Origin of the sequence: Corynebacterium sp. CMW7794, assembly GCF_001563605.1 — a bacterium.
Taxonomy (GTDB): Bacteria; Actinomycetota; Actinomycetes; order Mycobacteriales; family Mycobacteriaceae; genus Corynebacterium; species Corynebacterium phoceense.
This window is the reverse complement of sequence record NZ_KQ961747.1, coordinates 23333-35891: the sequence shown is the minus strand read 5'-3', so window position 1 is coordinate 35891 and position 12559 is coordinate 23333. Positions and strand designations below refer to the sequence as shown.

Below are 12559 nucleotides of genomic sequence, written 5' to 3'. Positions count from 1 at the left end.
TATTTTTTGCTTTTTACCTGCGGGTATGGGGAAATTTGAAAGAAAGTTGAGTCATATGGGAACAACTTCGGAAGTCGTACCGTTGTGTAGGTTGAGTGACGGGCGCTCAAGGTTCTACCTTCGAGTCGCGGACTTCTGTTAGAGTGGCGCAAGGACTCCAGCGAAGTTGAGTCACGCCGGGTCAACCCTTAAGGCTTAAGGGGCAGCCCGAAACGATGAATACACAACAAACCTGTAGAAGGAGAACATCATTATGGGACGCGCAGTAGGTATTGACCTCGGCACCACGAACTCGGTCGTTTCCGTTCTGGAAGGCGGCGAGCCGACTGTTATCGCTAACTCTGAAGGTGCTCGCACCACCCCGTCCGTCGTCGCATTCGCGAAGAACGGCGGCGAAATCCTCGTTGGCCAGTCTGCCAAGAACCAGGCTGTGACCAACGTTGACCGCACCATCCGCTCCGTCAAGCGCCACATCGGCACCGACTGGACTGTGGATATCGACGGCAAGAAGTACACCCCGCAGGAGATTTCCGCTCGTACGCTCATGAAGTTGAAGCGCGACGCGGAGGCGTACCTCGGTGAGGACGTCACGGACGCCGTCATTACCGTCCCGGCGTACTTCGAGGACTCCCAGCGCCAGGCCACCAAGGAAGCCGGCCAGATTGCGGGCCTCAACGTCCTGCGTATCGTCAACGAGCCGACCGCCGCTGCTCTGGCCTACGGCCTGGAGAAGGGCGAGCAGGAGCAGACCATTCTGGTCTTCGACCTTGGTGGCGGTACCTTCGACGTCTCCCTGCTGGAGATTGGTGACGGCGTTGTTGAGGTTATGGCTACCGCCGGTGACAACCAGCTCGGTGGTGACGACTGGGATCAGCGCATCGTCGACTGGCTGGTGGAGAAATTCAAGAACGCCAACGGCATTGACCTGACCAAGGACAAGATGGCCCTGCAGCGTCTGCGCGAGGCCGCGGAGAAGGCCAAGATTGAGCTGTCTTCCTCCCAGTCCGCCACCATCAACCTGCCGTACATCACGGTCGACTCGGACAAGAACCCGCTCTTCCTCGACGAGACCCTGTCCCGCACCGAGTTCCAGAAGATCACCCAGGACCTGCTCGACCGCACTAAGGCGCCGTTCAACCAGGTCATCAAGGACGCTGGCCTGTCCCTGTCGGACATCAACCACGTCGTCCTCGTGGGTGGTTCCACCCGTATGCCGGCCGTCTCTGAGCTGGTCAAGGAGATGACTGGTCGCGAGCCGAACAAGGGCGTGAACCCGGACGAGGTCGTTGCCGTCGGCGCTGCCCTGCAGGCTGGCGTTCTGCGCGGCGAGGTCAAGGACGTGCTGCTCCTCGACGTCACCCCGCTGTCCCTCGGTATCGAGACCAAGGGTGGCGTGATGACCAAGCTCATCGAGCGCAACACCACCATCCCGACTAAGAAGTCCGAGACCTTCACCACGGCTGAGGACAACCAGCCGTCGGTCCAGATCCAGGTCTTCCAGGGCGAGCGCGAGATGGCTTCGGCCAACAAGCTGCTGGGCTCCTTCGAGCTGGGCGGCATCGCCCCGGCCCCGCGCGGTGTGCCGCAGATTGAGGTCACCTTCGACATCGACGCCAACGGCATCGTCTCCGTGTCCGCGAAGGACAAGGGCACTGGCAAGGAAAACACCATCAAGATCCAGGATGGTTCCGGCCTCTCCCAGGAGGAGATCGACCGCATGATTAAGGATGCCGAGCAGCACGCTGAGGAGGACAAGAAGCGCCGCGAGGAGCAGGAGGTCCGCAACCAGGCTGAGGGTGCTTCCTACCAGACTCGCAAGTTCCTTGACGAGAACGCAGACAAGGTTTCTGAGGACGTCAAGACCAAGGTCACCGAGGCTGCCGACGCCGTCGACGAGGCCCTCAAGGGCGAGGACATCGAGGCCATCAAGTCCGCCGTGGAGAAGCTCAACACCGAGTCCCAGGAGATGGGTAAGCAGATCTACGAGGCTCAGGCTGCCGAGGCCGCCGCTGCCGACGCTGGCGCGTCGGCAGGAGCTGACGAAGACCCCAACGTCGTCGACGCTGAGGTTGTCGACGAGGACACCGAAGGTAAGGACAACAAGTAATGGCTGACCACAACGGAATGCCGGACAACCCCGGCGACCCGGAGCACACCGACCCCGAGGCTACCTCGGCCGACCGCGCCGAGTCCGCTGCCGAGGAGGCTCGCGCCGCCCAGGCTAGCGGTTCCGCTGAGGAGCTTGACCCCACGCTCGAGTCCGACCTCGAAGAGGCCCTCGCCGACGTCGAGGCTGACCTCGACGCCACCGAGGACGGCGCAGAGGCTGAGGCCGCGGCTGCCGATGCCGCCTCCGACGCCGAGGCTTCTGCTGAGCCGACGGTCGAGGAGCAGCTCGCCGAGCGCACCGAGGACCTGCAGCGTCTCAACGCGGAGTACACCAACTACCGCCGCCGCACGGAGCGCGAGCGCTCCCAGGTCATTGAGACCGCTAAGGCGCAGGTGCTGGGGCAGTTCCTGCCCATCCTCGATGACCTTGCGCTGGCTCGCCAGCACGGCGACTTGGAGGATGGCCCGCTCAAGTCCATCTCAGACAAGCTCGTGGGCGTGCTCACCGCTCAGAAGGTGGAAGCTTTCGGCGTGGAGGGCGACGCATTCGACCCGGAGATTCACGAGGCAGTCCAGGATCTCTCCTCCGGTTCCGAGCAGGTCATCGGGACCGTCCTGCGCCAGGGCTACCGGGTGGGCGAGAAGCTCATCCGCACCGCCATGGTGATTATCGCGGACCCGGCCGAGTCGGCTGAGTCAGCGACTGACGCGGAGTAGAACGCTGGGGCGCCGGGGCCACACCAATGGTTATCCGGCGCCCGCGGTGTATCCGCACCTTTTAGATTTTTAGTTAGAGCTTTAGAACACACGTTGACAATGACACCACGCCGGTGTGGGCCGGCGACCAACACGAAAGGAGGAGATGCCCAGTGAGCGTGAAACCTGAATGGGCAGAGAAAGATTATTACGCGGATCTGGGGGTCTCCTCATCCGCAACCCCGGAGGAGATCAAGCGCGCCTACCGCAAGCTGGCCCGCGAGAACCACCCGGACGCTAATCCCGATAATCCGGAGGCGCTCGAACGCTTCAAGGCCGTCGCCGAGGCCCACGAGGTCCTCGCTGATGCCGCGACCCGCAAGGAATACGACGACTTCAAGGCTATGGTCGCACGCGGCGGCGGCTTTGGGACGGGAGGCGCCGGCTTTCCCGGCGGGTTTCGCACGGCGCCGGGGCAAGGCTTCGAAGCGGACTTCGACCTCTCGGACATCTTCGGACACGCTGGAGGAGCGCCTCGCGGCGGTGGTCTTGGGGATATCTTCGGTGGCGTTTTCAACCGCGGCGGTGGTGCTGGCCGAACAGCTCGCCCGTCGCGGGGGGCGGACGTCGAAACGCACGTCACCCTTGAATTCCGAGAAGCGGCGAAAGGGACGACGCTTCCGCTCCAACTAACGGGCGACGCGCCGTGTACCACGTGCCATGGCTCTGGCTCCCGCTCCGGCAAGAAGCAGAAGTGCTCACGCTGTGACGGCACCGGGTTTACCTCGGAGCAGCGCGGCACCTTCGGGTTTTCCCAGCCGTGCACCGACTGCGGCGGCACCGGCCAGAAGATCACGGATCCTTGCCCGGACTGCAACGGCAGCGGAACGGTGCGCCGCACCCGCTCGATCACCGTGCGCATCCCCGCCGGCGTCATCGACGGTCAAAAGGTGCGCCTGGCCGGCCAAGGCGAGGCAGGCCCCAACGGCACTCCCGCGGGCGACCTCTTTGTGAGCGTGTCCGTGAAGCCGGACAAGGTCTTCACTCGTGACGGCGACGACCTGCACATCACGGTCCCCGTGTCCTTTGCGGAGCTGGCCCTCGGTGACACCATCACGGTGCCCACGCTCGACCAGCCGGTGCGCGTGAAGATTGCCGCCGGTACTCCGGATGGCCGCACGCTGCGCGTGCGTGGCCGTGGCATCACGCGCCGTTCCGGTACACCGGGTGACCTCATGGTGACGGTCCAGGTCAAGGTCCCTTCGACGCTCGATGCCGCAGCCACCTCGGCTCTGCGCACCTACGCACAGGCTGAGCGCGACTCCGGCTTTAACCCGCGCGCCGACTGGGCGGGCAACAAGTAAGGCAGGTGAGCAGTGATGGCTAATTCCACCGACGGTCCGCGCGAGGCACCGAAGAAGATGTACGTTATCTCCGTCGCTGCGGAGCTTTCCGGAATGCATGCGCAGACCCTGCGCACGTACGACCGGATGGGTCTGGTGTCCCCGGCCCGCACGCGCGGCGGCGGACGCCGCTACTCTGACCGAGACATCGAGCTGCTGCGCCACATCCAGGAGCTGTCCCAGGAGCAAGGCGTCAACCTCGCCGGCATTAAGTCGATTATCGAGCTCACCGAGGAACGCGACCAGCTTCTCGCCGAGCGCGACGCGCTTCTTGAGGAAGTCCGCGAGCTGCGTGCCCGCTCCTCGTCTGCGTCGACGGGCCGCGAGCTCGTCCACGTTCCGCGGTCGACCTCCGTGGTCATGTGGACCCCGCGCCGCAAGCGCGGCCGCTAGTGTCGCACGCCAGCTCGCTGCACCCGAGGGTTCTCCCTGTTGGCTCAACAGGAGGGCACTCGGGTGCTTGTGGTTTCATCGTCTATTTTGAGTGGGATGTCGTAGGCGGGACGGTGTGGTGCTAGTGGTCTGTGGTGAGTAGTTGCGTCGACATTTCTCCGTAGCGGGCTGGGGTTGCGATGCCTGCGGCAAGAAGGGGATGCGTGGCAAGGATTGGCTCGACGCGGTTGGCGAGCCAATCATGCTGGAGACCGGTCTTGGTGGCGACCTGGTCAAGCGCTACGAAGATCTTGTAGATCGAGTGATCACTGAACTGACGGTGGTTTCGTTCGACTCGTCGTACGATGTTAGGCAGGAGTCCTGGACGGTCGAGGACCGCATGGTTCCACAGCTTCGCACAGTGGGCGTTGCGGTTGCGCAAGTAGACGAATGACCGGACTTGGCTTGGCAGCGTAGTTGGAGAAACGTTCATCGACGCTGCCATGTCGTGCAGCACTCCGGACTTGCTTGAAGCTTCAATAAGCCTGGATAGACTGCCAAACGAGAAGGCCTCAACCGCTACCCAGATGGGCATGCGCGCATAGGCATCGATGCTGTAAGCGTTGCCCGTTTTGAGTCATCGCGGTAGTGAGACACAAAGGTCTCTTTGCTGCGATCTAAATTCGCCAGCGCATGTTCTTCGACACGTTCGTCATTAGGATCGGGCGATTGCGTGAACCCGTCACCACGGGCGAACGTTCCGATCGTTCCGACCCGCTGTGCGTAATAGTAGGCGAACCGGGTTCTCAGAAGGACCTCGATCGGGTGGAGAACTTCATCGCATACTGCAACCAAGTCTTGCTCGGCTTCGTAGAGCCTCTGAATATCTTCAAAGGAGGAACCATCGAGGAAGCGATTGTTGCCTGCCATTGGGTCAACTTGCCAATAACGGAAATATCCCGAAAGACGGTAGTAGTTTACGCGAGATAGAAATTCGGCTGCTGATGCGGTGTCAGCGACGTTCAAACCGCGTTCTTGAAGCAGCGTGATTTGTTCGCCGTAACTGAGCCAGTGTTTGACCATGAGCTTCCTAGAATGTGAAAGGCCCCGGTCATTTGTGCATTGTCCCTTGCGGGATTAGAGGCCTGACCGAGGATCTATCGCTTCTTACGGTACGTCAACGTGGCTGCTTGGTCAACCTTACGTGTCGAAGCTGGTGTCTCCACATGAGAGTCCCGGCCCACTTTTAACAGGGGTTAAGTCGAGCTGAATGGTTGCCCTCAATCTAGGCAGTCTCATGCCGGTCTCTAGGGGCAGGAATCGTGTCAAGGCTGCCACAACGATCTTCCAGGTGGCTCGTCCGGATTCGCAGGTGCTCAAGGGGAGTGGGCACTTCGACGGGTCGCGAACTCGTCCACGTTCCGCGGTCGACCTCTGTGGTCATGTGGACCCCGCGCCGCAAGCGCAGCCACTAGCGCAGTACGCCACGTCAGCACACTCGAGCGCCCTTTCTGTTGAGCCAACAGGAGGGGCGCTCGGGTGTTTTTGATTCCTGCCAGCCGATTGGAATACCCCCGTTGAGTTGGGGTTGGATGTCGTGTGAACAGCGTGAATATTCATGGGTGGGGGATCCTTGCAAAGCTTCGCAAAGTAGTAGTGCCGGAGTTGTGGCGGTAGTTAAGTCATTTCAGTTACTGTTGGGTAACTCAATCCGATATGGCGTAGCTCACTACAGAAAAGAATTGTGGCGACGCCTCCGCTTCGAAAGGACACCACCATGACCCGCTACGCAGATCCCGGCACTGAAGGCTCCATCGTCACCTACCGCGACCGCTACGACAACTACATCGGTGGCGAGTGGGTTGCCCCGGCCGACGGTGAGTACATGGACAACATCACGCCGATCACCGGTGAGGTCTTCTGCCAGGTTGCGCGTGGCAAGGAAGCAGACATCAACCTCGCCATCGATGCGGCAGAGAAGGCCTTTGAGACCTGGGGCCACACCTCGCCCGCCGAGCGCGCCAACATCCTGCTCAAGATCGCGGATCGGATCGAGGAGAACCTCGAGAAGATTGCCGTCGCGGAGACATGGGACAACGGCAAAGCCGTGCGCGAGACGCTCGCCGCAGATATCCCGCTCATGGTCGACCACTTCCGTTACTTTGCGAGCGCCCTGCGCTCCCAGGAAGGCCGCCTGTCGCAGATCGACAAGGACACCGTCGCTTACCACTTCTACGAGCCGCTCGGCGTCGTGGGCCAGATCATCCCGTGGAACTTCCCGCTCCTCATGGCGGCATGGAAGCTGGCGCCGGCGCTCGCCGCAGGCAACACGGTCGTCCTGAAGCCGGCCGAGCAGACCCCGGCCTCCGTCCTCTTCGTCATGGAGCTCATCGGCGACCTGCTCCCTGCGGGCGTCGTCAACATCGTCAACGGCATCGGCGAGGAAGCCGGTGTGGCGCTGTCCACCTCGGACCGCATCACAAAGATCGCCTTCACAGGCTCGACCCCGGTGGGCAAGATCATCAACAAGGCTGCTGCCGACAAGCTCATTCCGGTCACCCTTGAGCTGGGCGGCAAGTCCCCGTCCATCTTCTTCCCGGACATCATGGACGAGGATGACACCTACCTCGAGAAGTGCGTCGAAGGCTTCGTGATGTTCGCCCTCAATCAGGGCGAGGTCTGCACCTGCCCGTCGCGCGCGCTCGTCCACGAGTCCATCGCGGACAAGTTCATCGAGCGTGCCATCGAGCGCGTGAAGAAGATCAAGATTGGCCACCCGCTCGACACAGAGACCATGATGGGTGCCCAGGCGTCCCAGGAGCAGATGGACAAGATCACCGAGTACCTGGAGATCGGCCCGAAGGAGGGCGCGGAGGTCCTCACCGGTGGCCACGTGAATAAGGTGGAGGGCCTGGACAACGGCTTTTACATCGAGCCGACCGTCTTCAAGGGCACGAACGACATGCGCATCTTCCGTGAGGAGATCTTCGGTCCGGTCCTCTCCGTCGCGACCTTCAAGGACTACGACGAGGCCATTCAGATTGCGAATGACACGAACTTCGGCCTGGGCGCTGGTGTGTGGTCGCGCAATGCAAACATCTGCTACCGCGCTGGTCGCGACATTCAGGCAGGCCGCGTGTGGGTGAACCAGTACCACGTCTACCCGGCGCACGCCGCGTTCGGCGGCTACAAGGAGTCTGGTATCGGCCGCGAGAACCACCTCATGATGCTCGCTCACTACCAGGAGACCAAGAACCTTCTGGTCTCCTACAGCGAGCAGCCAGCGGGCCTGTTCTAGTAGCGCCGGGCGATAGCTCCCACGCCCTCAAAGAAGGCCGGGTCTGACCAATAGCTGGAATGGTCACCCGGCCTTCCCTGCGTTCCGGGCACGGGGTCGGCTCCAAACCACGGCGTGCTGGGATCGGTCCCGTGGACGCCGCCCACGGGACCCGTGGAATAGCGGATCGGATCGTCCGCATTCGTCACGGACCACACGCGTCCCGGAAGTTCGTCGGCGCGATGGACGCCGGCACCGGGGCTACCCACGAAGACGAGATCGTCGGCGCGCATGCCGTCGCGTGCGGCGTAGCCGGCGACCGTCGAGCCATACGAATAGCCGACCACGATATGGTGCGCGCGTGGGAAGCGGCGACGCAGCGCGCGGTGAAAACGGGTGAGCGCGCGGGCCCCCTTCTCCGCGGGAGCGCGCCGGGTGGCCAGCGGTACTCGCGGCGGCGCGTCGTATCCCACCCACGCGACGGCCGGGCTTCCCGTCGCGGTGGCGAGCGCTCGGGCATTGTCGATGTGAGACTGCCAGCTCGCCGGATTCGAGGACCCGGTGCCGGGGATATACGTGGTGATGGACGACGGTTGCGTGCGGGCGGAGGTCGGATCCACGAGGGCGGCGAACCTGCCCTCGGAGGCCTCGAGGATGAGCAGATCGGGGTTGGCTTCGGCCAAAGCTATGACGTGTGCTGGGGCGCTGGATAGATGAATCTCATGAATTCCCTCGAGTGAGAGGCCCTCGAAGTCCTCGAGACGTTGGGGTGGCTCGGCTGTGGTGTCCGAGCAGAGCGCCGCGATCTCACGGGCGCACATCCAGTCGAGCGCCTCGCCGATGCCCGCGAGCCCGGGGGCGAGGCCATCGGCAAGCGGTTCGAGGAGGTCTTCTAGTGGGGAGTAGCTGCGGAGGACTCCCGCCACGGCGGCCATTTCGGCGCGTGGTTGCTCGAGGGACGCGCGGGCGAGCTCGACGTTGTGGCGTGCGCTTTCAGGCGCGGGGCCAGCTGTTGCCAAAAATAGGGCATCCGCATGATGGCGCCACTCCACTGTGTATCCGTGCAGGTGAGAGGAGGTGGAGTCGAGTTGGGTGGCGGCGGTGGCCAAGGAACGCGCGGGGCTCATGGGAGGTCTCCTAAGCGCGCGGCGAGTGCTTCGTCGCCGACTCGGATATCAGTAAGTAGGCGTTCGAGGGCGTCGAGGTGTGCCCCGCGAGCAGTCTCAGCCTGGCTAATCGCTGACGACCAGCGAGCGGCGACGGTGGCTAAGGCGCGGGAGGTGTGCGGGCCTCCCGTGGTAGGAAAGTGCGGCGTGAAGTGGTGGCTGCGCAGAGTGGACAGGTGCTGTGGTGCGTTATCAGTGAAGTAGATCATGCCTTCACAACTACGGGGTGCGCCGCCATCTGGCAAGGGCGAAAGAAGAAATCTGTGGATAACTCACCGGCTGCCCATTACATTGGGCAACCATGAAGGTCGCAGCTGTGCAATTTACGTCCACTGGAGATACGAACGGCAACCTGGAGCGCGCCACGGAGCTTATCCGGCGCGCTGCCGGTGAGGGCGCGCGGCTTATCGTGCTGCCGGAAGCGACGGCGCAGAACTTCGACTCCGGGCGTCTCGACACCCAGGCGTCCGACTTTGATGGCCCCTTCGCCACGGGGCTGCGCGAGGTGGCTGAGGAGTTGGAGGTCACGGTCATTGCGGGCATGTTCCGGCCTGCCGATGCCGTCGAGCGTGACGGGAAGACTATCAATCGCGTCTCGAATACCGCGCTCATCACTGGCCCTGGGATCCATCGCGGCTACGACAAGATTCACACGTATGACGCTTTTGATTACAAGGAATCAGATACCGTGCGACCGGGCACGGACCTGGTCACTTTTGACCTTGACGGCGTGACGGTGGGTGTGGCGACGTGTTATGACGTGCGCTTCCCCGAGCAGTTCCGAGACTTGGCGCGCGCGGGTGCGCAGGTCATCGCCGTGCCGTTTAGCTGGGCTGACGGTCCGGGCAAGCGCGAGCAATGGCGCCTGCTCTCGGCGGCGCGTGCGCTGGATTCCACGAGCTACATCGTGGCGGCGGGTCAGTCGCGCCCGGGCGGCGAAGCTGCGGCGGGCGAGGCCTCGGGGCCGACGGGGCTGGGGCACAGCGTTGTGGTGGGCCCCACCGGCGTGCGGCTTGAGGAGGCCGGCTACGAGGACGAGATCCTCTATGCCGACCTCGACATGGCAGAGGTGGAGAAGGCGCGTAAGGCGCTGCCTATTCTCTAGAGCTGTTACCGCTGCTTAGGGCTGGCCCACCACGGTGTGGGAGAACAGGTGAATGCGGTTGAAGACGTTCATGTTGATGCAGCCCATGAGGAATACCGCGAGGACGTCATCGCCGAGCTGCGCGCGGAGGCGGTCATAGTCCTCGTCGGGAAGGGCGCCGTGCTCGACGCTCGTGACAGCCTCGGCGATGTCGAGTCCGGCGCGCTCGAGGTCGGTGTACACGCCAGCGGCTTCGCGCCAGCTGGGAGCGAGGGCGAACTTGCGGGTGATGTCTTCGGCAGATTCTCCAGCCTCGGTGTAGAACTTCGTGGCGAGCCGCGAGTGGACGTCCGTGCAGTACGCGCAGCGGTTGACCTGTGAGACGCGGACGAAGGCGAGCTCGAGGACGGCGCGGGGGATGCCGAGCTCGGTGGCACGGGCGATGATGGTGTCCGTGACGGCGTATTGCGCGCGGGAGGTCTCCGGCATGGCGGAACGCAGCTGGATACGTGAATTATTTTCAGTCATAAATCCAGTGTAAATTCGCGCGGTGCGCCAGGCTAGAAACTGTGACTCGTTCGTCCCCAGGGGTGTTCCTCGACGGCGGTGATGCCGGCGGCGCGCAGCTTCGCGGCGGCGTCCGTGACGCGGACCTCGGGACCCACGAGAATGAAGCGGGAGCCGTGGGCGTCCTCGCGTGAGAGCATGGTCATGACAGGATCATTGGTGGGTTCGCAGTAGACGTCAGGCTCGGGCGCGCCCAGGAGGAGTGGGTCCTCCGCGGCGTCGACGAGGAGATGGACGCGCATGTCCGGGTTGAGTGCGGCCAGGTTGTCGAGCACCGTCGTGTCGTAGTGATGTCCGGGGCTCGGCGCCACCGAGTAGAGCGAGCACTCGATGTCGGCGGGGGTCTCGATGGCGGCCTCGACCTGGGCGAGGAGCCAGGTACGCACGGCCGCCCAGCCGGTGCCGAAGCAGAGGAAGACGGGGTACTCGCCGTCGCCCAGCGTGTGCGCGAACTCGCCGCGCGGCGCGCCGAGGGTCCACGTGTCGCCCACCTGGGCGCGCGCAAGAGTGCGCGAGGCATCCCCCACACCGCGCACGTGGAATTCGAGCTGGCCTGTGGAGGTCGAGGGTGCGGCCGGGGTGAGGTGACGCCAGGTGCCGGGTAAAAACTTGGAGGTCACCGGGAAATACTGACCGGGCGCAAAGTCAATGGGCATGGCGGTCTCGAGGCGCACGAGGGCGAGCTCGCGGTTGGGTCGGACGACGTCGACGACCTGTGCCTGGTGTGCCGGCGGGGTGCCTGCGAGGTCAGCCTCCTCGGCGGCGCCGGAGAGCAGGGCGGCGAGCTCGGTGAAGGCGCGCTGGGCGGCGCGGGAGGCGGCATCGGAAAGCTCAAAGGGCTTCAGGCCCGCCATGAGGGACTGGGAGAACGCGGCGAAGGCCGCGGGAGGGAAGCCGTGGCGGCGGTGGTCGCGGCCGAGGAAAGCAATGCGCTCGCGCGCTTGCGCGTTGGGCACGCCATCCTCCGAGCAGTGCTGAACGTACCACGCGAGGGCCGGAGCCATGTCCACGTGGGTCTCGGCCATGCGAAAACCAAAAATCTGGCGGGCCTCGAGAATCCTGGTGTAGAAATCCTCGTGCACGCGGTCACGAAATGCCGAGGGATTTTCTAGGATGAGGTCTGCCAGATGTTGCATATCTAGCAGTGTATTAGTCGATCGGGTAACCCGTCACCGGGCCTTCCGTATTCGGCTTCCAGCCCAGGGCCGGCGCGACGTGCGTGGCGAAGTTCTCGAGGATCTTCACGTTGACGTCGACGCCCATGCCGGTGGGCACGGTGATGAGCAGGGTATCGGTACGTGCATAAGGTTAGTTAGGGTACAAAAGCGTATGAGGTGTGTTTATGCAGCGCAGTAGTGATAATGTCGCGGCCTTTGACTACCGCCGGCGGCCAAAGGTCTCTGGGTCGATGGGGCGCAGGCGGCGGGGGAGCTTGGCCACGACGAGGCGGTAGGACTCGGTGACCAGCTCACGGATAACCTCCGGTGGCAGGCCATCCACGAGGGTGATCCAGTGCTTCTTATTCATGTGATAGCCAGGCGTGATGAGAGGGAACTCGAGACGCAGGCTCTCGCCGATGAGGGGATCGGACTTTACGATGGCCATGGGCTTTCCGGCTTCCTCGGTGAGCAGCGCGAAGACTTTTCCTTGGATCTTCCACACGTCCCACGCGGGGCCGAAAGGGTGGGTGAGTTGTGTGCCGGGCAGCTCGAGTGCCGCGGACTGGGCGTGGCTGAATACGGGGGCTACATCGCTCATGATTGTAGGGTACTACCCCAGGTAGGGGTAAAGTTGCGTGATCCACACTCAAGGGCGAGCAGGAAAAACTTTTAAGAATTTTCAACTTGAGTGGAACAAACTCAACTTTGGCTGCGTTATGGACAGT

General features: G+C 63.1%; 13 protein-coding genes and 1 pseudogene. 6 read left to right on the top strand and 8 right to left on the bottom strand.

The genetic code is table 11. The features are described 5' to 3' along the window. Nucleotides 1-253: 253 nt before the first annotated feature. The 4 genes from dnaK (at nt 254) to HMPREF3227_RS08120 (ending at nt 4601) form a co-directional block, all read left to right on the top strand. On the top strand, nt 254-2107 hold the full coding sequence (dnaK, locus tag HMPREF3227_RS08135) for a molecular chaperone DnaK (RefSeq protein ID WP_066488835.1): 1854 nt from the start codon (nt 254-256) through the stop codon (nt 2105-2107). Next, nucleotides 2107-2826 carry a nucleotide exchange factor GrpE gene (gene grpE / locus HMPREF3227_RS08130; protein WP_066511996.1) on the top strand — a complete coding sequence of 240 codons (720 nt, stop codon included), beginning with the start codon at nt 2107-2109 and terminating at the stop codon, nt 2824-2826. The genes dnaK and grpE overlap by 1 nt, the downstream gene beginning before the upstream one ends. 152 nt (nt 2827-2978) lie before the next feature. Then, nucleotides 2979-4169: a molecular chaperone DnaJ gene (gene dnaJ, locus HMPREF3227_RS08125; protein ID WP_066488847.1), complete on the top strand. Its 1191-nt coding sequence runs from the start codon at nt 2979-2981 to the stop codon at nt 4167-4169. Between the two features lie 15 nt (nt 4170-4184). Then, a complete protein-coding gene (locus HMPREF3227_RS08120; RefSeq protein WP_066488858.1) occupies nt 4185-4601 on the top strand; it encodes a heat shock protein transcriptional repressor HspR in 417 nt (138 codons plus the stop codon). A 121-nt stretch (nt 4602-4722) separates the two neighbouring features. Here HMPREF3227_RS08120 and HMPREF3227_RS13885 read toward each other — a convergent pair whose 3' ends face one another. Both HMPREF3227_RS13885 and HMPREF3227_RS13880 read right to left on the bottom strand, forming a co-directional pair. Then, entirely contained in the window at nt 4723-5175 is a 453-nt protein-coding gene (locus HMPREF3227_RS13885; RefSeq protein WP_197429512.1) for an Abi family protein, read from the bottom strand. Then, nucleotides 5160-5663, bottom strand: a complete 504-nt coding sequence (locus tag HMPREF3227_RS13880; protein ID WP_197429511.1) for an Abi family protein — start codon at nt 5661-5663, stop codon at nt 5160-5162. Before HMPREF3227_RS13880 ends, HMPREF3227_RS13885 begins: the two co-directional genes overlap by 16 nt. 694 nt (nt 5664-6357) lie before the next feature. On the opposite strand from HMPREF3227_RS13880, the gene HMPREF3227_RS08105 reads away from it, so the two are divergent. Continuing rightward, nucleotides 6358-7878, top strand: coding sequence for an acetaldehyde dehydrogenase ExaC (locus HMPREF3227_RS08105; RefSeq protein ID WP_066511990.1), 1521 nt, complete (start codon nt 6358-6360; stop codon nt 7876-7878). Here HMPREF3227_RS08105 and HMPREF3227_RS08100 read toward each other — a convergent pair. Next, nucleotides 7875-8984 carry an alpha/beta hydrolase gene (locus tag HMPREF3227_RS08100; RefSeq protein WP_066488880.1) on the bottom strand — a complete coding sequence of 370 codons (1110 nt, stop codon included), beginning with the start codon at nt 8982-8984 and terminating at the stop codon, nt 7875-7877. The genes HMPREF3227_RS08105 and HMPREF3227_RS08100 overlap by 4 nt on opposite strands. After that, nucleotides 8981-9232 carry a hypothetical protein gene (locus HMPREF3227_RS13320; protein ID WP_141628663.1) on the bottom strand — a complete coding sequence of 84 codons (252 nt, stop codon included), beginning with the start codon at nt 9230-9232 and terminating at the stop codon, nt 8981-8983. The genes HMPREF3227_RS08100 and HMPREF3227_RS13320 overlap by 4 nt, the downstream gene beginning before the upstream one ends. A gap of 92 nt (nt 9233-9324) precedes the next feature. On the opposite strand from HMPREF3227_RS13320, the gene HMPREF3227_RS08095 reads away from it, so the two are divergent. Then, nucleotides 9325-10128: a carbon-nitrogen hydrolase family protein gene (locus tag HMPREF3227_RS08095; RefSeq protein WP_066511987.1), complete on the top strand. Its 804-nt coding sequence runs from the start codon at nt 9325-9327 to the stop codon at nt 10126-10128. A 15-nt stretch (nt 10129-10143) separates the two neighbouring features. Here HMPREF3227_RS08095 and HMPREF3227_RS08090 read toward each other — a convergent pair whose 3' ends face one another. The 4 genes and pseudogenes from HMPREF3227_RS08090 to HMPREF3227_RS08075 all read right to left on the bottom strand — a co-directional run bounded on the left by HMPREF3227_RS08090 (nt 10144) and on the right by HMPREF3227_RS08075 (nt 12432). Beyond that, nucleotides 10144-10635 carry a carboxymuconolactone decarboxylase family protein gene (locus tag HMPREF3227_RS08090; RefSeq protein ID WP_066511986.1) on the bottom strand — a complete coding sequence of 164 codons (492 nt, stop codon included), beginning with the start codon at nt 10633-10635 and terminating at the stop codon, nt 10144-10146. Nucleotides 10636-10667: 32 nt separating this feature from the next. Beyond that, complete coding sequence (locus HMPREF3227_RS08085; RefSeq protein ID WP_082750306.1) at nt 10668-11810, bottom strand: FAD-binding oxidoreductase; 1143 nt, start codon at nt 11808-11810, stop codon at nt 10668-10670. A 13-nt stretch (nt 11811-11823) separates the two neighbouring features. Beyond that, nucleotides 11824-11967, bottom strand: a pseudogene (locus HMPREF3227_RS08080) (alkane 1-monooxygenase); the annotation flags it as partial. Between the two features lie 84 nt (nt 11968-12051). Beyond that, nucleotides 12052-12432, bottom strand: coding sequence for an MmcQ/YjbR family DNA-binding protein (locus tag HMPREF3227_RS08075; RefSeq protein ID WP_066511984.1), 381 nt, complete (start codon nt 12430-12432; stop codon nt 12052-12054). Between the last annotated feature and the right edge of the window lie 127 nt (nt 12433-12559).

Bases quoted from the DNA above. Each gene is read 5' to 3' on its own strand.
- HMPREF3227_RS08095 (WP_066511987.1), top strand. From the start codon at position 9,325: ATGAAGGTCGCAGCTGTGCAATTTACGTCCACTGGAGATACGAACGGC.
- HMPREF3227_RS08085 (WP_082750306.1), bottom strand. From the start codon at position 11,810: ATGCAACATCTGGCAGACCTCATCCTAGAAAATCCCTCGGCATTTCGT.
- HMPREF3227_RS08100 (WP_066488880.1), bottom strand. From the start codon at position 8,984: ATGAGCCCCGCGCGTTCCTTGGCCACCGCCGCCACCCAACTCGACTCC.
- dnaK (WP_066488835.1), top strand. From the start codon at position 254: ATGGGACGCGCAGTAGGTATTGACCTCGGCACCACGAACTCGGTCGTT.
- HMPREF3227_RS08105 (WP_066511990.1), top strand. From the start codon at position 6,358: ATGACCCGCTACGCAGATCCCGGCACTGAAGGCTCCATCGTCACCTAC.
- HMPREF3227_RS13885 (WP_197429512.1), bottom strand. From the start codon at position 5,175: ATGCCCATCTGGGTAGCGGTTGAGGCCTTCTCGTTTGGCAGTCTATCC.
- HMPREF3227_RS08120 (WP_066488858.1), top strand. From the start codon at position 4,185: ATGGCTAATTCCACCGACGGTCCGCGCGAGGCACCGAAGAAGATGTAC.
- HMPREF3227_RS08075 (WP_066511984.1), bottom strand. From the start codon at position 12,432: ATGAGCGATGTAGCCCCCGTATTCAGCCACGCCCAGTCCGCGGCACTC.
- HMPREF3227_RS13320 (WP_141628663.1), bottom strand. From the start codon at position 9,232: ATGATCTACTTCACTGATAACGCACCACAGCACCTGTCCACTCTGCGC.
- HMPREF3227_RS13880 (WP_197429511.1), bottom strand. From the start codon at position 5,663: ATGGTCAAACACTGGCTCAGTTACGGCGAACAAATCACGCTGCTTCAA.
- HMPREF3227_RS08090 (WP_066511986.1), bottom strand. From the start codon at position 10,635: ATGACTGAAAATAATTCACGTATCCAGCTGCGTTCCGCCATGCCGGAG.
- grpE (WP_066511996.1), top strand. From the start codon at position 2,107: ATGGCTGACCACAACGGAATGCCGGACAACCCCGGCGACCCGGAGCAC.